The 18,219-nt window shown below is 40.6% G+C and carries 17 protein-coding genes; 8 read left to right on the top strand and 9 right to left on the bottom strand.

Annotated elements, in window-relative coordinates; translation table 11 throughout:
* The first annotated feature begins 10 nt into the window (after window positions 1-10).
* On the top strand, window positions 11-1,423 hold the full coding sequence (gene glcD, locus V7108_RS15285) for a glycolate oxidase subunit GlcD (protein WP_335568702.1): 1,413 nt from the start codon (window positions 11-13) through the stop codon (window positions 1,421-1,423).
* The gene (locus V7108_RS15280) at window positions 1,420-2,745 is read left to right on the top strand and encodes a (Fe-S)-binding protein (protein WP_335568701.1); all 1,326 of its coding nucleotides are present in this window, start codon (window positions 1,420-1,422) and stop codon (window positions 2,743-2,745) included. The genes glcD and V7108_RS15280 overlap by 4 nt, the downstream gene beginning before the upstream one ends.
* Before the next feature lie 300 nt (window positions 2,746-3,045).
* Here the strand turns inward: V7108_RS15280 and V7108_RS15275 are convergent, their stop codons facing one another.
* On the bottom strand, window positions 3,046-3,552 hold the full coding sequence (locus V7108_RS15275; RefSeq protein WP_335511753.1) for a DoxX family protein: 507 nt from the start codon (window positions 3,550-3,552) through the stop codon (window positions 3,046-3,048).
* Window positions 3,553-3,799: 247 nt separating this feature from the next.
* On the opposite strand from V7108_RS15275, the gene V7108_RS15270 reads away from it, so the two are divergent.
* Both V7108_RS15270 and V7108_RS15265 read left to right on the top strand, forming a co-directional pair.
* The gene (locus tag V7108_RS15270; protein WP_335568700.1) at window positions 3,800-5,203 is read left to right on the top strand and encodes an MFS transporter; all 1,404 of its coding nucleotides are present in this window, start codon (window positions 3,800-3,802) and stop codon (window positions 5,201-5,203) included.
* A 20-nt stretch (window positions 5,204-5,223) separates the two neighbouring features.
* On the top strand, window positions 5,224-6,411 hold the full coding sequence (locus tag V7108_RS15265; protein ID WP_335568699.1) for a M20 family metallopeptidase: 1,188 nt from the start codon (window positions 5,224-5,226) through the stop codon (window positions 6,409-6,411).
* Between the two features lie 206 nt (window positions 6,412-6,617).
* On the opposite strand, the gene V7108_RS15260 is transcribed toward V7108_RS15265, so the two are convergent.
* The 8 genes from V7108_RS15260 to V7108_RS15225 all read right to left on the bottom strand — a co-directional run bounded on the left by V7108_RS15260 (window position 6,618) and on the right by V7108_RS15225 (window position 14,843).
* Window positions 6,618-7,553 carry an NAD-dependent epimerase/dehydratase family protein gene (locus V7108_RS15260; RefSeq protein WP_335568886.1) on the bottom strand — a complete coding sequence of 312 codons (936 nt, stop codon included), beginning with the start codon at window positions 7,551-7,553 and terminating at the stop codon, window positions 6,618-6,620.
* A 5-nt stretch (window positions 7,554-7,558) separates the two neighbouring features.
* Complete coding sequence (locus V7108_RS15255) at window positions 7,559-8,482, bottom strand: phosphotransferase enzyme family protein (RefSeq protein ID WP_335568698.1); 924 nt, start codon at window positions 8,480-8,482, stop codon at window positions 7,559-7,561.
* A 21-nt stretch (window positions 8,483-8,503) separates the two neighbouring features.
* Complete coding sequence (locus V7108_RS15250) at window positions 8,504-9,421, bottom strand: putative nucleotide-diphospho-sugar transferase (RefSeq protein ID WP_335568697.1); 918 nt, start codon at window positions 9,419-9,421, stop codon at window positions 8,504-8,506.
* 33 nt (window positions 9,422-9,454) lie between these two features.
* Entirely contained in the window at window positions 9,455-10,555 is a 1,101-nt protein-coding gene (locus V7108_RS15245; protein ID WP_335511763.1) for a glycosyltransferase family 61 protein, read from the bottom strand.
* Entirely contained in the window at window positions 10,552-11,505 is a 954-nt protein-coding gene (locus tag V7108_RS15240) for a glycosyltransferase (RefSeq protein WP_335568696.1), read from the bottom strand. The genes V7108_RS15245 and V7108_RS15240 overlap by 4 nt, the downstream gene beginning before the upstream one ends.
* Complete coding sequence (locus tag V7108_RS15235; RefSeq protein ID WP_335568695.1) at window positions 11,484-12,254, bottom strand: sugar phosphate nucleotidyltransferase; 771 nt, start codon at window positions 12,252-12,254, stop codon at window positions 11,484-11,486. The genes V7108_RS15240 and V7108_RS15235 overlap by 22 nt, the downstream gene beginning before the upstream one ends.
* A gap of 20 nt (window positions 12,255-12,274) precedes the next feature.
* Complete coding sequence (rfbG, locus tag V7108_RS15230; protein WP_335568694.1) at window positions 12,275-13,342, bottom strand: CDP-glucose 4,6-dehydratase; 1,068 nt, start codon at window positions 13,340-13,342, stop codon at window positions 12,275-12,277.
* Window positions 13,343-13,658: 316 nt separating this feature from the next.
* A complete protein-coding gene (locus tag V7108_RS15225; RefSeq protein ID WP_335568693.1) occupies window positions 13,659-14,843 on the bottom strand; it encodes a glycosyltransferase family 4 protein in 1,185 nt (394 codons plus the stop codon).
* A 313-nt stretch (window positions 14,844-15,156) separates the two neighbouring features.
* Here V7108_RS15225 and V7108_RS15220 point away from each other — a divergent pair, with 313 nt between their 5' ends.
* The 4 genes from V7108_RS15220 (at window position 15,157) to V7108_RS15205 (ending at window position 18,054) form a co-directional block, all read left to right on the top strand.
* On the top strand, window positions 15,157-15,528 hold the full coding sequence (locus V7108_RS15220; RefSeq protein ID WP_335568692.1) for a VOC family protein: 372 nt from the start codon (window positions 15,157-15,159) through the stop codon (window positions 15,526-15,528).
* Between the two features lie 159 nt (window positions 15,529-15,687).
* Window positions 15,688-16,125 carry a LytTR family DNA-binding domain-containing protein gene (locus V7108_RS15215; protein WP_335511773.1) on the top strand — a complete coding sequence of 146 codons (438 nt, stop codon included), beginning with the start codon at window positions 15,688-15,690 and terminating at the stop codon, window positions 16,123-16,125.
* 13 nt (window positions 16,126-16,138) lie between these two features.
* Complete coding sequence (locus V7108_RS15210) at window positions 16,139-16,567, top strand: DUF3021 family protein (protein WP_335511775.1); 429 nt, start codon at window positions 16,139-16,141, stop codon at window positions 16,565-16,567.
* Window positions 16,568-16,743: 176 nt separating this feature from the next.
* On the top strand, window positions 16,744-18,054 hold the full coding sequence (locus V7108_RS15205; protein WP_335568691.1) for an alpha/beta hydrolase family protein: 1,311 nt from the start codon (window positions 16,744-16,746) through the stop codon (window positions 18,052-18,054).
* The last annotated feature ends 165 nt before the right edge of the window (window positions 18,055-18,219 follow it).

Genomic DNA, 18,219 nt, shown 5'->3' with positions numbered 1-18,219 from the left:
GGGAAATAGCATGCTCTCGAATGAAATAAAAGAAAAGTTAATTACGATTGTCACTAAAAATAACTTTGATGATTCTAAAATTGAACGTTTAGCCTATAGCTACGATGCCACTCCGAACTATCAGTCAATGCCAGATGCCATTGTCAGTCCTCGAAACGCTGAAGAGGTATCGAAGATTTTGAAAATCTGCAATCAATACAAAATTCCGATTGTCCCGCGCGGTTCTGGTACCAATCTTTGCGCTGGAACCTGCCCAACAGAGGGCGGGATTGTTCTTCTTTTTAAACATATGAACAAAATTCTTGAAATTGATGAAGAAAATTTAACCGTTACCGTTCAGCCCGGGGTCGTTACCTTGGATATGATTAATGCCATTGAAGAAAAAGGTTTATTCTATCCACCCGATCCAAGTTCAATGACAATCTCTACCATCGGCGGTAACATCAATGAAAACTCAGGCGGTTTGCGTGGTCTCAAATATGGCGTTACCAGAGATTATGTAATTGGGCTTGAAGCAGTTTTAGCAAATGGCGATATCATCAGAACCGGTGGAAAGCTGGCAAAGGATGTGGCCGGATATGATTTGACGCGTCTATTTGTCGGCTCAGAAGGAACGCTTGGCGTCATTACCGAAGCGATCTTGAAACTCGTTCCTATGCCGGAAACCCGGAAAACGATGCTGGCTCTTTATCAAGACCTAGGTGCTGCCGCTCGTTCCGTTTCAAAGATTATTGCCAATAAAATCATTCCAACCACTCTTGAGTTCCTTGATCAAGCAACATTAAAGGTAGTGGAAGATTATGCTCAAATTGGGCTGCCGACAGACGTCCAAGCGGTACTGCTAATCGAGCAGGATGGTCCACCTGAAGTGGTTGAACGTGATATTCAAAAGATCGCAGAAGTATGCAGGCAGGAACATGCGGTATCGATTCAAATTGCTGCAACTGAAGAGGAAGCCATGGCGCTTACAACAGCAAGACGTGCAGCACTTTCAGCGGTAGCACGGTTAAAGCCGACAACCATATTAGAGGATGCAACTGTCCCGCGTTCAGAAATTGCCAATATGGTAAAGGCCATCAATGATATCACCGAAAAATATCAGTTAACCATTTGTACCTTTGGTCATGCGGGTGACGGTAATCTTCATCCAACCTGTGCAACGGATGCACGAGACCATGAGGAAATGGAACGCGTGGAAAAGGCATTCGCGGAAATTTTTGAAAAGGCGATTGAATTAGGCGGAACCATTACCGGAGAACACGGTGTTGGAGCGATGAAGGCACCGTATCTTGAATGGAAACTGAAAAAAGAAGGGATCGCTGCCATGATGGGAATTAAACAGGCCTTCGATCCAAATAACATCATGAATCCAGGCAAGGTATTCGCGAAAGACAGCAAGAAACGTGTGGTGATTACTAGATGACAACATTACTTGAACAAGAAAAGATTCAAGAACAATTTAAAGAGCGGATGAACGAAGATGAATTACTGAACTGCATGCGCTGCGGTTTTTGTCTGCCAACCTGTCCAACCTACATTGAATCAGGTTATAAAGAATCCCATTCTCCTCGCGGCCGCATTGCAATGATGAAAGCGGTTGTTGACGGAATCGTGGAACCGGATGAGGATTTTGAACGTTCACTCGACCTTTGTCTCGGCTGCCGGGCATGCGAGCCGGTCTGCCCTTCAGGTGTCAATTATGGCCACCTACTAGAAGAAGCAAGGGATATCATCAATCAAAACAAAAAACACTCGCTGCCAGTGCGAGCGGTGAGAAAAACGGTTTTTGATGGGTTATTCCCACACCAGAATCGCATGCGGACGATGGTTGGCCTGCTTGGGTTTTATCAACGTTCAGGGATACAAACCCTAGCACGCAAAACAGGTTATTTAGGGCTTTTACCTGACAATTTAGCTACCATGGAAAAGGTGCTTCCTAAAGTTCCAACGATGAAAGAAATGAAAAACAGACCGGAACAGCTGCCAGCATTGACGGAAAAAGTCCATCGTGTTGCATTTTTTAGCGGTTGTTTAATGGATACAATGTTCATGAAAACAAATGACGCTACCATGAAATTATTGCAGCTTGCTGGTTGCGAAATCGTGATTCCGAAGCAGCAAACCTGCTGTGGTGCCTTGCACGGTCACAGCGGTGAAAAGGATGCAGCGAAAGAGCTTGCCAAGAGAAACATTGCGGCATTTGAAGACCTGGGTGCCGACTTTATTATTACCAATGCTGGAGGCTGCGGTGCATTCCTCATTGATTATGATCACCTGCTGAAAGATGATCCTGATTGGAGCAAACGGGCAGTGGCCTTCAAGGAGAAAATAAAGGATATTTCAGAAATACTTGTTGCGGTCTCTTTTCATAAAAAAGTGAAATTAGAGCTCTCAGCTCAGGTCATTACTTATCAGGATTCCTGCCATTTACGAAATGTGATGAAAACAGCTTCTGCTCCAAGGATTTTGATGCAGTCCATTCAAGGGGTGAAGTATCAGGAAATGAAAGACGCCGATCGCTGCTGTGGCTCCGCCGGCATCTACAACATCGTCGAGTCCGAAATGTCGATGGTTATGCTCGACTACAAAATGGTCCAGGCAAAAGCAACCCACGCGACGACGATTGTTACAGCGAATCCAGGCTGCCTGCTGCAAATGCAGCTGGGAATCGAGCGCGAAGGGTTATCTGATAAAATGCGTGCCGTTCATATCGTGGATTTGTTGGCGGAAGCAGTTAGGCAATAGAAGATAGAAAAGACGATATATCTGCGATAATTCAGTTATATCTGCGTTAATTCAATTATATCTGCGATAAACAGATTATATCTGCGTTACTCATACTCTAACCTAAAAGAAAGACGATTCGCGGGGGAACGAATCGTCTTTTTTATACTATATATCTGCGATTCGAGGGGGACGAATCGGTTAGTATTTCTCGCTATCCGCTAGTATTTCCGGCTATCCGCCAGTATTTCTCGCTATCCGCCAGTATTTCTAGCTATCCGCCAGTATTTCCGGCTATCCGCCAGTATTCCTCGCTATCCGTTATGCAGTTGCTTTTACTTTGTCTTTTCCTACTGTTTTGCGGATGAATGGTACCACCCAGTGGTCTAAACCGTAACGGCCTGCGTTGTAACCTGCTGTCAAGATGATGAAGCCTAAGAAGATATCCGTTGGGTTATGAGAAACAGTTCCTGCTAAGAAGAAGCTGAAGTTCATTACTAAACCAAAGAACATTGCTGCTGTTGTTAAACATCCAAGCATAAGACCTAATCCGATTAGTGTTTCGCCCCAAGGAACGATGAAGTTAAAAACATCAATGTTTGGTAAGGCAAAGCTTTCTAAGAAGTGAACATACCAGCTGTAAACCACGCTGCCGTCAGGACCTTTTACTGGATTTGCTACTGCATTTCCTAGGAACCCAGAAGCGTCGAATGCACCGCTCTGTAATTTCCCAAGTCCTGCAGAGAACCAAGCGTAACCAAGATATAAACGAATAATTGTTAAAATAGCTGCTGAAACCTTATTTTCTCTTAAAAAATGATTGAACATTTTTCATTCCTTCTTTCAAATTTATCTTGCTCTCTATACTTACACTATACTCGTTTATACCGTTTCAAACATCACAATGTGAATATGTTCACAATATGTTAAAAATGTTTTGACAAAAATTTGAACAGTCAATTCTTATTCAATCTGAATTTATTCAAAGAGGAAAAAACACCAGTAGTTCCCTTAATCTTCATGTTCTAATATCTCCTCCGATATGGAAAGATAAAATAACTAAGGAGGTAGAACCATGGAAAACAGTTATAAAGGAACAAATAAATTGATCATAGGGATTGTTTTCGGTGTTATCACGTTTTGGTTATTTGCTCAATCTTTAGTCAATGTGGTACCTGCCGTTCAAAAAGATTTAGGAATTTCCCTAGGGACTTTAAATATAGGTATCAGTTTATCAGCATTATTCTCAGGTATATTTATTGTAGCAATGGGTGGTTTAGCTGACAAAATAGGCCGAAAAAAGATTACCAATATTGGGCTGATTTTAAGTATCATTGGTTCTCTATGTTTAGTTTTAGCAAATGGAGCCGTTCTTCTCATTATTGGTCGGATTATCCAAGGTTTCTCAGCAGCATGTATTATGCCAGCAACGATTGCTTTAGTAAAAACTTATTACGAAGGCGCAGATCGCCAGCGGGCACTTAGTTACTGGTCGATCGGTTCTTGGGGTGGATCCGGTGTTTGTTCATTTGCAGGTGGATTAATTGCAACCTACTTAGGCTGGCGATGGATCTTTATTTTCTCGATTATTTTTGCCATTCTTGGTTTGTATTTAATTAAAGATACTCCAGAGAGTAAAGCAGAAACGTCAGGCAAATTCAAATTCGACTATACTGGATTAGGTATCTTTATTGTTGTCATGCTGGCATTAAACGTTTTAATTAACTATGGGTCTGATTTAGGGTGGACAAGCCCCATTTCCATCATTTTAGCAGCCGTGACAGTGGTTGGGGCATTCATCTTCGTCAAGGTAGAGAAAAGTAAAAAAGTGGTGCTGATCGATTTCTCTTTATTTAAAAATAAGCCATACTCAGGTGCAACTTTCTCAAACTTCCTGCTTAATGCCATTGCAGGTACAATGGTTGTTGCCAATACGTATGTACAAGTAGGCCGGGGATTTACTTCCTTCCAAGCCGGGATGTTATCACTTGGATACTTAGTCGCCGTTTTAGCGATGATTCGTGTTGGGGAGAAAATTCTACAAAAAATTGGTGCTAAAAAACCGATGATCTGGGGAACGATTATCACGACCATTGGCGTGGCCATTATGGGCTTAACGTTTTTACCAGATTTACCATATACCGTTGTTGTATTTATTGGGTACGCATTATTCGGACTAGGTTTAGGGATTTATGCCACACCATCTACTGATACTTCCGTAACAAATGCTCCATCTAATAAAGTGGGAGAAGCAGCTGGGATTTATAAAATGGCAAGTTCATTAGGAGGCGCTTTTGGAGTGGCGATTTCTGCTACTGTTTATAACGTCATATCTGCCAATAACGTCGATGTTGGTGCAACATGGGGGATTATTACAAATGTTCTCTTTGGAGTATTAGCACTGCTTTCTATCATCTTTATGGTTCCTAAAAATGCAGGGAAAGAAGATCCTGAAGCAATTAGTAAGAAGGCCGCATAATTTCAATGGAGGAATTAACAATGAAAAATAACTTAATGCAAATGCTCGAAGAACGTAAGGATGAAATCATTCAGATTCGCCGTCATCTTCATGAAAATCCTGAACTTTCTTTTAAAGAAGAAAAAACAAGTAAATATATTGAGGAGTTTTATAAAGGCAAGGATGTACAGGTTGATACAAAGGTAGGCGGAGGCTATGGAATTATTGTCACCATTAAAGGAGGGAAACCAGGAAAAACAATTGGTCTCAGAGCTGATTTCGACGCACTCCCAATAGAAGAAGAAACAGACTTACCGTTCAAATCGAAAAATCCTGGTGTTATGCATGCCTGCGCACATGATGGGCATACAGCATACCTGCTAGTTCTAGCAGATTGTTTGATTCAATTAAAAGCTGAAATCCCTGGTACGATTAAAATTGTCCATCAACCAGCAGAGGAAGTTCCACCAGGTGGAGCCATCGGCATGATCGAATCTGGTTTATTAGATGATTTGGATAATATTTTCGGTATTCACTTATTACCACTTGGACCAGCTGGTAAAGTAGGGTATAACAGTGGGTATGTATTCCCAGGTCGTGCGTACTTTAAGTTGAAAGTCCAAGGTGTCGGCGGACATGGCTCCTCCCCACATTTGGCAAATGACGCCATCGTCGCAGGTGCACACTTTGTCACAGCGGTTCAAACAGTGGTGAGCCGCCGGTTGAATCCATTTGAAGTCGGTGTCGTTACCATAGGTTCATTTGATGGAAAAGGAACCTTCAATGTCATAAAGGATAGCATTGAAATCGAAGGCGATGTTCGTGGAATGACGGAAGAAACGCGAGCAAAAATTGAAAAAGAAATTAGCAGGATTGCAAAAGGCATTGGAGAAGAATTCGGTGTGACATGCGAGTTAACCTATACACCCGACTATCCGCCGCTATACAACGATCCCGAATTGACAGAATTGGTTGCCTCTTCTTTGAAAAAGGCAAACGACAAAGACATTGTGGACGTTCAAGAATTCCCGCCAATGTCTCCATCAGAAGACTTTGCGCATTATGCAAAAAAATTCCCAGCATGCTTCTTCTATATTTGCTGTACACCAAAAGGGGTGGAAAAACCATACTTCAACCACCATCCTAAATTTGATATCGACGAAGATGCCCTCTTAGTCGCAGCAAAAGCAGTCGGAACAGTCGTTTGCGGGTATTACAATTTAGAATAAGATAGACATAAAAAAGACCATGTTATTTATCTATATGGTCTTTTTTGCTAAGGCTCTTTTCTTAAACTTTGTTGTTTTTTGCAGAAAATAGATTAAATTTTATAAGAAAAGAGCCTGCAAACTAGATTCTAGAGCACAAAATAACTATTTCCATGTTAAAATCGGCTTTAAGATTTTAACAACAATCATTACGGAAACAGCCTTTGCTAGTTAAAATACCTACGATACCATTCAATGGTTTTGCTTAATCCAGAATCAAAGTCATAAACTGGTTTCCAGCCTAAGAGATCCCTAGCTTTTTTTGCAGATAAGTAATTTTGTTTATTTTCGTAACGAGTTTGATTTTGCATGATAGGCTGTAAATCGCTCTTCATCATCTCTAAAACCCGCTTTACTACTTCTTGGATCGTTAGCGGCATTTCGTAGCCAAAATGAAACGCTTCGCCTTCTGCCTGACCTTCTTCCATTTTTCCAGCTATAAATAAATGAGCTCTTACCGCATCCTCGATATAAAAAAAGTCCCGTACCAAGCCTCCATTACTGCGAATCACGGGTGCTTCATTTTGTAGAACTGCCCGAATGGTTTGTGGAATGAGTCTTGTAAAATGGTAATCTCCGCCCCCATATAAATTTCCACAGCGAACGATACATACCGGCAGTTGATACGTATGATAATAACTGTTGGCAATTAAATCGGCACAGCTTTTCGAAACATCATAGGGATGCCTTCCGTTTAAAAGCATGGATTCCACATAAGGCGGGACAGCCAAATCACCATACACTTTTTCACTGGAAGTGACAATCACCCGTGCAACTGATGTTTGCCGGCAAGCCTCCAGTATATTCCAGGTTCCGCGAATATTGGTTTCAAAGGCTCCGACAGGGTTCGTTTGAGCTTCTCCTACAACTGCCTGTGCTGCCATATGAAAAACAGTATCAATCTTATAATCTTCAAGCGCCTTTTTTATCACATCGAAATCAGCCAAGCTCCCATAAGCCAGATTTATTCCTTTAAAAGAAGAGGGTGTTCTGACCAAGCCCGTAACATTTGCGCCTAAGCGAAGCAATTCCTCGACCAAATGTCTACCGACAAACCCGGTGCATCCTGTCACAAATACGTTTTTATTTTTCCAGTTAAGCACTGCCATCATGCCCCTCTTATGCAGAATCCCTGAACAGTTTTCCTGCCTTTGTCCGAGATTAGCCACTCCATTTGTACCTTATTTCTAGCAAACTTAAAGTCTCCTTGGTCCACAAGGATTGCAAAGTACAAACCAATCCTGACGATAAGATTTGGCAGCACGCTGATTTCCTGTTTTGTCAACCCGCCATAGCCTTTCAGAAATGCCTGACACAACACTTTATTACGTTTCTGTATGAGAAAAAAGTAAAGGGCATAGGCAACGTCAAAGATCCGTTCACCCCGCTGCAAGGTATCAAAATCCAAAAAACAATGAACCTCGTTATTCTCCCTATACAATTGATTCGATGGGTTCCAATCTCCATGAATGATTGTCTTCGGGAGATTACTAGTGTCGATGACATGAGGGTGCAGCATACGAAATAAATTATCGATGGCCGTCCCCTTATGACTGGGCAAGGTATGCCCTTCTTCTTGCAAGCTTTTCATGATGGAAGTAGGATCAAGCTGGTAATAATGGTAAACACCGGTTGATTTTGGACTTTCCTTAATGCTAGCAAGAGTTCCGTGTATCCGGCGGAGCATTTTACCACTATGATAGGCTTGTTCAGGGACCGATAGAAAACGATTGGCTTCTACAAAGGGAGTAATCTGCACGATAAACTCCTTATACCTTGCATATGGTAAGCCGTTCTGATTCAAGAGTGGCAGTAAGGCAGGTGCCCCGGCCTTAGAAAGCTCGGAAACAATCGAATAAGCATACTGCAGCTGATCTTCTTCTACCTCCTTAAGGAAGATACGAACTACATATTTACCCTTGCTGGTACGAATCTTTAGATTCGCATTAATATAACCGCCCCCAAGAAGGTCCTCAACCTCTAACAAACGGCCAATTTTATATTCCCTGCAAAGTCGTTTAAGGTCTTTCACTTTCCCCCCTCCCTTTCAAAATTACCAATACTTTTGTAAATCCTCCTTTGTTGCAAATCCGTCAAAAAGAGGCTCCACTTCCCTAACCTTCGTCACAAGCTGTGTAAGGATATTTTGATAAATCGTGAAAACAAACGGTGTATTTTCGTGTGTCCCGTGGACAATTTCCACCTTATTATCTTGATTTATGACTCTAACACCACTAAAGTGATAAAAGATAAGAGGAGTTCGGTCGATGAATACTTGGCCATTTTTTTCAAAAAAAGTATATTTTCGATAATTCCAGATCCCAACATTCACGCCAGCGGTTGTAATATCACAGATGTTTGAGAATAACTTCGGCATCTCATTTAAATACCGTTGATCACCAAAGATTCCCTTTCGCGGGTCGATTCTACATGCTTCCAAGGTCTTTTCCCTCCACCAGGCTAAACATGCCGTCCCCATCTTATCACGCTTAAAGCTGATAAATCCCGAGTTGTATTCTCCTGTTAGTCTTTTCAACCTTTTGACGAAATTACCTTTCCAATCAGGATGGTATTTTTCTTCTCTTGATAATAAAACAGAACAATCTGGCTGCACATTAAAAATCAATTCTGGGTCGTCCCAAAAATATAAATCGGAATCCATAAAGGTTACCCGCATCACTTCAGGGTTTTTCTGAAAAATCGTTTCCAGCCATAGCGCTTTTAATGACCAGCAATATTCATGGATTCTCCTCTCCTTTTTTAAAGCTAAAATATCCTCACCCAGCTCTTTATCACGGGTTGCGATGACATGATCCCAATTCAACTTTTTCAGGAGATTGTAGGTTTCTTTATCGACACAGAGGACATGAAAACGAAATTCTCCAGCTCTGACTTTATTCAAAGAGGAAATGAGTGCAAGAAACTGATACAACCTGCTTTTTGTCATTATCGTGCAGTAGACACTTTCCATACCTTATACACCTCATTTCTTAAAAACTTTTTTCTACTTTAATTCTGCTAATTTAATTGTTTTTTTCAGCTTATCGATATCAATGACAATCGGATCTTTATGGTTACTGCGGTGGGCATCCCGTGGTACCACTTCCCCTATCAAACCGTAATAATCAAGTTCCATATGATTACTTATGATATGAAAGCATGGCAGCAAATAAGTGGGTGTAAATAATTCCACTACTTTGGTTCCTGGGTTACAAAAGATAAGGTTTGTAAGCCCAGCCCCATGCGGAGAGACAATGACTTCAGCTTGGTTAAAAAGCTCAATTTTTTCAACAAATGACAGGGTAGATAATTTAACCATCTTAAATCCGTATTTTTCTAAAACAGCAAATACCTCTTTTTCATTCAATACCTTACGATGCAGGGCATCTTCGCGGCTGATAAAAATTCGTTTGTTCTTACTTTCATTTCGAACCTTGACCTTTGCTAAAAATTCATTTCTTAGAAACTGACAAACATTTTTCGGTACATGGGCGGAGTAGCCCGCCATGGAAGAAACAATTAATTGCTTGGCAAGAATATGCGTATCTGGTTGACATTCAATGATCATTTCTTTTGAAATGCCAAGCAATTTCAAGCTTTCATCCTGAAATTCACAATACTCCTTATGATAATATTTACCGCGATTGATAACGATTCGATCGTACGCAATTCCACTTTTGCGTAGTAATTCCAACCGCGGCAAAACATCAAACATCCAATGGAAGTAATTGAAACTAACTTGAAAGGTGATAACCGCCAAGGTTTCAAGGGTATAGGTAATGGGGGAAAGTTCCTTTTGTTTGAAAATGGAATGTGTCTTTGGAGTTAGATTATACTCAAACGAAACATCCCACAGCAGCTTATTATCAGGTGTGATGACACTTCCGTTACTTCCCCAGACACGTCCCCAAGGAATACTTGCTACAAATTGCCTAGGAATTCGGGGATGATAATGCCAGTTAATGGTTTCGACTCCCTTTGGCTTAGTGTTCATCACGGTCCGTTGGATGGGAAGTCTTTTATACAGAGCAGGAGTGGTCTCATCCTTGTAAGTGGATAAAAAATCGACTGTACGACTGTAGTAACCTATTGGAGGATCTATCATTTTCTTTCACCGCCTTTATTCCAATATCTTTGCAAATCCAGCTCGCCAGCATATCCATTAAAAGTTCGATCTATGTTCTCAACAAGCTCAATTGCCTCATCAATAGCTTCACGATAAAGTTGATAAATAAATGGACTTCTCTTCTTACTCACTGTATTAACCGACTGAATATTGTTTTTGGAGATTACTCGTAAACCACTAAAATGAAAAAAAATAAGCAAGTGATGATCAATCAAAATGGATTCATTAACTTTTAAAAATTTGTACTTTAATTCATTCCATGGTCCGACATTTACGCCAGGTGTTGTAATAGTACAAACATTTCCGAATCGTTCAGGCAGCTCGTCTAAATATTTTTGGTCCCCAAAGAGTCCTTCTTTAGGGGAAATCCTACAGTTTTCCAAGCATTTTTTCTTCCACCACGTAACTGCTTGTAGACCTATTTCATCCTGTTTAAAAGTGATAAATCCCGAATTGTATAAACCCGTTATCTTGCTTCCCCGTTGAATGGCTTGGTTGGCTCTAGAACTATATTTTTCTTCGATAGAAAGCAGCACCGAACAGTCTGGCTGTTTTTTAAAAATCGTTCTTGGGTCTCCCCAAAAATACAAATCTGAGTCCAGATAGGTAATCCGTTTGACAGACGGATAATTTCTCAATACATATTCGCAGATGACCGGTTTCAATGTCCAACAGTACTCATGAACTTTCCGTTCGTTTTTTAGTAAGACAATACTCTTCGCTAATTTTTTTTCGGGGATGAGCTTTGAATTTTCCCATTTCATTTTTTTCAAAAGGGTAAACGTCTCTTCGTCTATACAATGAATAAAGATGTAAAAATCGTTACCCATTACTTTTTTTAGCGAAGTAAGTAAAGCTAGGCCTTGATAAAGCCTCGTTTTCGATAGGATCGCGCAAAAATAGTTTCTCATTTTAGTTCCGGATTCCATGCGACGTTCCCTTGCTCCCACATTTCATTGACATCTAATACATTCTTATACGTATCGATAGCTGTCCAAAATCCATCATGAAGATAGACAGATAATTGACGGTCCTGTGTTAATTTTTTCAAAGGTTCTTCTTCAAATATGCAATTGACATCATCCTTTAAATAGTTGAAGACCTCCGGTTTTAACACAAAGTAGCCGCCACTGATGATTTCATCTGTCTGTGTTTTTTCTTCGAAGGATTCTGCAAGACCCTGATGAACGGTTAGGGTGCCAAATTGACTTTTTTTCTTAATTCCTGTTACCGTTGCAACCGTTCCTTTTGTCTCGTGGAATTCGACCAACTCGTATAAATTAACATCAGATAGGCCATCACCATAGGTTAATAGGAAGCTTTCGTCGCCGATAAACTCCTGCGCCATTTTGATTCTTCCACCCGTCATCGTATTAAGACCGGTTTCAAGGAAAGTAATCTTCCATTTCTCTTTTTGACCTAAGATTTTAATCTCTCCGGTAGAGGAATCCATCGTAAAACTATTATTCTTCCATTCGTAGTCCATAAAATATTCTTTGATCTTCTCACCCTTATACCCGAGCAATAAAATAAACTCATTGAATCCATAGTTCTGATAAATTTTCATGATGTGCCAAAGAATCGGCTTCTCCCCTATTAATGTAAGAGGCTTTGGAAGCTCATTGGTGATTTCATTCATTCTCGTTCCTTTTCCTCCACAAAGTATAACGACTTTCATGATTCTCCTCCCTTTGTTTGTTAGCTTTTTGAATACTCATCGATTTGCTGTAAGCAGACAGCTTTAACATCCTCTTGGGCTAAATATGCCTTTGTCCATTCCACACTCTTATCGATGGCTTGCTCTACATTCCATTTTGGGAACCAGCCTAATTTAGATTTCGCCTTTGAGCAATCTAGTCGTAAATAGTGTGCTTCATGCGGGTGTGGTCCACGAACAACTTCATAGGAAGCACTGTTGCCCCATTTCGCACAAATTTGGTTTACAACCCATTCCACCGTTTTTCCATCGCCATCATCAGGACCAAAATTCCATCCCTCTGCAAAACGTGTTCCATGTGTGTATAAATATTCTGCTAATGTCAAATACCCACTTAAGGGATCCAACACATGCTGCCACGGCCGAATCGCATGCGGGTTTCGGATTTTTATTTTCCCATTTTGGGCTAGGGTCCGAAAGCAATCCGGCAGCAAACGGTCGAGTGCCCAATCGCCTCCACCAATCACATTTCCCGCACGTGCGCTAGCAAGACCAATCCCACTGCTTTGAAAAAATGAATTCCTATACGCTTCCGTTACCAGTTCGGAGCAGGCCTTGCTATTGGAATAAGGGTCGTAGCCGCCAAGCACATCGATTTCTCGATAGCCCCATGGCCATTCTTGATTGCTATAGCATTTATCTGTTGTAACATTGATGACTGCCTTTAAATTTACGCCCTTTTGGACTGACAGTCTTACCGATTCTAGTAGATGAACGGTTCCCATTACATTGGTAGCGTATGTTTCAACCGGGTGGAGGTAAGAAGCGCGGACCAATGGCTGGGCGGCCATATGAATGACAATATCCGGATTTGTTTCGAAGATTGCTTTTTCCAGCGTTTCTTTGCCACGAATATCTCCGTAGTAAGTAGGGATGAGTGCTTCCAGCTCGCATAACTCAAATAAACTCGGGGAGGTGGGCGGCTTTAAGCTGTAGCCGGTTACGTTTGCACCTAAGGAATGCAGCCATAGGCATAACCACGAACCTTTAAATCCTGTATGACCTGTTATAAAGACATTTTTATTTTTCCAAAAATCCGGATTTACCATCTTCTCGTTCCTCTCTTCTCTTGGTGGACATCCCCTTAGAATCCTTCAACATACTATGATTCAGCGGAATAAATAGTTTGGACGAAATGACCTGTTTAGGTGAAATTTGTGAATTTGCTCATATGAGGACAGATGTGATGAAGGACATTTCTTCTGATTTCTTATGGCGATTTGTCCTTCATGCACTGGATGATGGACATTTCTTCATATTTCCTATGACTATTTGTCCTTCATGCACTGGATGATGGACATTTCCTCGATTTCCTATGACGATTTGTCCTTCATGCGCTGGATGATGGACATTTCCTCGGATTTCCTATGGCGATTTGTCCTTCATACGGGATGACTTTACTAATTTCCGATATAATGCTAAATACCTTTGTGCTGTAAGCGCCCAGGTGAACTGATTTCTAACGTGTAAGGCGCTTTCCACACCCATCCTCATTATTTTTTTGGGATTTGCAAACAGTTTGATAACCTGCCAGGTTAATTCGTTAACCACCCGTTCTGGTTGAATGAGAATTCCCGTTTTTCCATGTTCCATGATTTCCGGAATTCCTCCAGAATTTGTCGCAATCACAGGCGTACCTACTGCCATCGCCTCGACATTTACCAGCCCGAACGGTTCTGCTGCCGAAGGAACCAACAGCAAATCCGCCATTTGAAACCATGTGTGGATCTCATCGTGTGTGATAATAGAGTTAAAGATCACATGATCCTTTACTTTCTCAGCCATTTTCTGCAACCGCGCTTCGTATGCTCTGGTTTCGGCAGAAGGCGCGAGGGAGCTGCCAGCAATAAAGAGGATAATCGAAGGGTCGACCTTAATGAGTGTCGGCATCGCCTCAAGAATATGGTGAACCCCTTTTATTTCAACCAACCGGCCAACATAAAGAAGAATCTTCCTATCCGTAACGCCCCATTTCGCTTTCAACTGCGTCACCCTAGCTTTCGGTTCCTGGTGCCATTTCGGCTGGAATTGATCCACATCTACGCCTAAATGATTCACGATAATCTTTGATGAAGCGCATAGATTTTCTGTTACCATATGATTCTTTAAATAGTGGCTATTGACGACTATTGCGTCAGCTCCCTCCAAACACCTCATTAATTCCTCTTTGCTAATATGGGGTCGCGACATAAACAGAGTTGACTGCATCACTAAAATAATTTTTGACCTAGGCATTGCCAAACGGACTGCCTTAACAAACCTTGGGCGATTTTCAATATGGATGATATCAGGCTTTATTGTCTGCAGCTGTTCAATGGTTTGCTTCATATAAGGGTTACTTTGAAAGATAAGAAAACGATAGTACGTAATGGACCCCTTTTTCTCTAAGTGAGGCTGCCTGCTGAATTTCTTACCAAACATAAACACATCTGCTTTCTTTTGAAAAAGCTCCGCCAGCTTCACCATCAACATCTCAATGGAACTTGCCTTTCTTCCGGCAATCGGAAAAGTGCCTGGTGAAATCATTGCAACCTTTAATTTTCTGCCCACAATGCCACCCCTTTCAGTAACTGCCTATTACATTAGTTTATTCATAACGTGGTAGGAGCGTGTAGACAAGTTACAATGCCGCTGACAAAATACGATAAATTTCCCGGGAAACACCCCCAACCAAATGATTGATTCAAACGTCAAGAACCCTTTTGATAAACAAACTTCAGTCTATTTTCTAGAAAATTTATTGTCGAGAAAAGGAATCGTTCCTTGTTAAAAATTCCAAATCTAGTCACATTAAATGCTATAGATTTGCCACAAATTTTCGATTATGATAATGGAGAACGAATGTAAGAGGGGGAAATTGTCGATGGAAATTCAAAAAATCGGACAAATCGGGGTACCGGTAAAAGATTTAGAACGAGCGATTCAATTCTATAAGGAAAAACTAGGTCTTCCACTTTTATTTACTGCAGGAAATTTAGCCTTCTTTGAAAGCAATGGGACACGTCTCCTTCTAAGTCTTCCTGAAAATGAGGAATTTGCCAAAGCCAGCTCGATTCTTTATTTCCAAGTAGAAGACATTTATGCAAGCTATGAGGAATTAAGTTCGAAGGAAGTTACCTTTATCGACGAACCTCATCTGATCGCAAAAATGGGACAAACTGAAACCTGGATGGCGTTTTTTAAAGATGACGAAGGCAATACACATGCGTTAATGAGTGAATTTCAAGTGAATTAAAAACAAGGCATGAATCAATCGAACGTTGAATCATGCCTTGTTTATTAAAATTTCCCCTTACTTAGTCCGCAGGGACGGTTCTCCTGGCACAATGGTACCGGTGTTATAATGAAGTTGGCCTAAGAATGCAAAATAATTTGAATTTTCGCGGGTGATAAGATGAAAATTTCAATTGAAGAAATAAGCAAGGAACTGAGAGAAGAAATTCTCATTAGGTGTCATGAGGTAGATGAAGAAATATACGAAATCGTAAACAAGCTGAAAACAGAAGACCTCACTTTAGTTGGATATCAAGAAGATAGGGTTCATCGTATTAATCTTAAGGATATCTATTATTTTGAGGCAGTAGACGGAAAGGTTTTTTGTTATTGCAAGGACAACGTTTTTGAGGTAAAACAAAAGCTTTATGAGTTAGAGGAATTATGCAAAGAAAAGAACTGTTTTCGTGCCTCCAAATCAACCATTTTGAACATAGCTAAAATTTCATCTATTTATCCGTCCATTAGCGGTCGTTTCGAAGCGGTGCTTGATAACGGGGAACGTGCGGTTGTTTCAAGGCAGTATGTGCCTGTCCTTAAAAACATGCTTGGCTTATGAAGGAGGGATACATATGAAGATGTCCGAATTTGCACAAAAAATTATCAAGGATTTCTTAATAATCTTTGCATCCATCATTATTATCATTACGATTTTAAGACAAATCTATTATCCCCATCTGACCTTTGATTTGAACTCGATTTATATTATAATGGCCTTTTCATTAATTAGTGCATTACTGGGTTTTATTTTGTATTCTCCTACTGATGTAAGTGAGAAGGAATTGCGGATAAGAAGGACCATTCATTTTTTCACTTTGGAAATTCTATTGATTGCCCTTGGCAGTGTTTTTGATTTTGTGAATAGTGTATCAGACGGAATCATTCTTGCACTGCAAATTGCTGTTATCTATATTCTAGTTCGCCTGCTGTCATGGAAAAATGATAAAAAAGAAGCGCAGCAAATCAATGAAAAACTAAAGGCATTTAAGCAAGATGCTTAACGATAAGAACAAACAGCTGCAGCATTTGCAGCCGAATATAATGCGGTAGGCTTATAGCTTATCGTATTTTTTGCATCTTATTGGCCTGTGGATACAACTTACCGTTTTTCTATATATTTCCTCCCACAATTTTTTTATGATGAGTTCATAAATATTTTTCAAAAAGAAGGGGTAATATGATGGGAACGGTACTATTTTTGATTGCATTGATTTGTGAGGTTGGTTTTGTAATCTATTGTATGGTAACGAAGCAAAACCATAAAAAAGTAAAGAACTGGATGAGGGTTGCTGTATTTGCAGCATTTGTCATTCTTACCCTGTTATCCGTGATTGTATGGAGTTTCCGCTGGTTCCTGCCTGCTATTCTGCTTTTCGTAATGGCGGCAAAGGGTGCGGTCTCTCTTATCCGCAATAAAACAACGATCATAAAATACAAAACTACTTCTATTGTGTGGAAATCCATAATTACAATTTTGGCATTGGTTTTTGCATTTGCACCATCCATTGTTTTTCCGCAGCATAAATCACCAAAAGTGACAGGTGAGTATGAAGTCGCAACAGCTACTTACACCTATATTGATAAAAATCGGATCGAGGAATTTACCGATAAAGGGGACAAAAGATTTGTGAATGTGGAATTTTGGTATCCGCAAAAGGCAGATGGAACATTTCCTCTATTGGTGTTCTCCCATGGAGCGACGGGTATTAAATCAAGCAATACCTCTACCTATACGGAGCTTGCAAGCCACGGCTATGTAGTCGTCTCAATCGATCATCCTTATCATTCTTTTTATACCGTTTCAGAGGATGGAACGAGGGCTGTGATTAATTCAGATTATAACCTTGAAATCAGCAATCTCAATAAAGAAGAAAGTATTTACACGAATGAAGAACTTTATGGACTCATTCAAAAATGGATGAAACTGCGAACAGACGATATGAATTTTGTCATAGATACAATACTTGAAAAAGCCAAAACTGATAAAAAACCGGTTTACCATCATATCAATACTGAGAAGATTGGTGTGTTTGGGCACTCAATGGGCGGTGCAGCAAGTGTTTGGCTAGGCAGGGAACGGAATGATATAAGTGCAGTTGTAAATATTGACGCCCCTTTCTTTAGTGATCTTGTTTATAAGAAAGAAATCAAGGATTTTGTGGCTAGCAGTGAACCTTATGTAACTCCACTTTTTAACATTTATTCTGACGATGTTTGGGGCCAGCTCGAAAGCAACTCCCTTTATGCAGCAAACAAAACCAATAATGAATCATTTAAAGAGGCATATACGACTCATTTCCATGGGGCAAAACATTTAAGCTTTACCGATTTATCACTTTTCTCTCCAATACTTGCAACGATTATGCAAGGCGGAAAAGCCGACATTGACAATTATTACGCGCTAGAAACTGAAAATGATCTCATTCTAAAATTTTTCGACAAAGAATTAAAGGGCATAGGCAAGTTCAGTCCTAAAGAAGCATATTGATTTGTGGTGACCGGAGGGGTGACCAGAGGGACGGTTCTCCTGGCTCTTTTGAGCCAGGAGAACCGTCCCTCCGGCTTCCCTCCGGCTTCCTCTAGCAGCGAGGACTAACCCCAAATTTCAGCAAATAAAAAGGAAAAAGGCGGAAACACTAATAGTCAGAAACAA

It is taken from the genome of Neobacillus vireti (assembly GCF_036962345.1).
Lineage (GTDB): Bacteria > Bacillota > Bacilli > Bacillales > Cytobacillaceae > Neobacillus > Neobacillus vireti_A.
The sequence above is the reverse complement of the archived record's forward strand: the minus strand, read 5'-3'. Positions and strand labels throughout refer to the sequence as shown.

Excerpts from the sequence above, each read along its gene's own strand:
- glcD (WP_335568702.1), top strand. The coding sequence starts at position 11 with ATGCTCTCGAATGAAATAAAAGAAAAGTTAATTACGATTGTCACTAAA.
- V7108_RS15280 (WP_335568701.1), top strand. The coding sequence starts at position 1,420 with ATGACAACATTACTTGAACAAGAAAAGATTCAAGAACAATTTAAAGAG.
- V7108_RS15275 (WP_335511753.1), bottom strand. The coding sequence starts at position 3,552 with ATGTTCAATCATTTTTTAAGAGAAAATAAGGTTTCAGCAGCTATTTTA.
- V7108_RS15270 (WP_335568700.1), top strand. The coding sequence starts at position 3,800 with ATGGAAAACAGTTATAAAGGAACAAATAAATTGATCATAGGGATTGTT.
- V7108_RS15265 (WP_335568699.1), top strand. The coding sequence starts at position 5,224 with ATGAAAAATAACTTAATGCAAATGCTCGAAGAACGTAAGGATGAAATC.
- V7108_RS15250 (WP_335568697.1), bottom strand. The coding sequence starts at position 9,421 with ATGGAAAGTGTCTACTGCACGATAATGACAAAAAGCAGGTTGTATCAG.
- V7108_RS15245 (WP_335511763.1), bottom strand. The coding sequence starts at position 10,555 with ATGATAGATCCTCCAATAGGTTACTACAGTCGTACAGTCGATTTTTTA.
- V7108_RS15240 (WP_335568696.1), bottom strand. The coding sequence starts at position 11,505 with ATGGAATCCGGAACTAAAATGAGAAACTATTTTTGCGCGATCCTATCG.
- V7108_RS15235 (WP_335568695.1), bottom strand. The coding sequence starts at position 12,254 with ATGAAAGTCGTTATACTTTGTGGAGGAAAAGGAACGAGAATGAATGAA.
- rfbG (WP_335568694.1), bottom strand. The coding sequence starts at position 13,342 with ATGGTAAATCCGGATTTTTGGAAAAATAAAAATGTCTTTATAACAGGT.
- V7108_RS15220 (WP_335568692.1), top strand. The coding sequence starts at position 15,157 with ATGGAAATTCAAAAAATCGGACAAATCGGGGTACCGGTAAAAGATTTA.
- V7108_RS15215 (WP_335511773.1), top strand. The coding sequence starts at position 15,688 with ATGAAAATTTCAATTGAAGAAATAAGCAAGGAACTGAGAGAAGAAATT.
- V7108_RS15210 (WP_335511775.1), top strand. The coding sequence starts at position 16,139 with ATGAAGATGTCCGAATTTGCACAAAAAATTATCAAGGATTTCTTAATA.
- V7108_RS15205 (WP_335568691.1), top strand. The coding sequence starts at position 16,744 with ATGATGGGAACGGTACTATTTTTGATTGCATTGATTTGTGAGGTTGGT.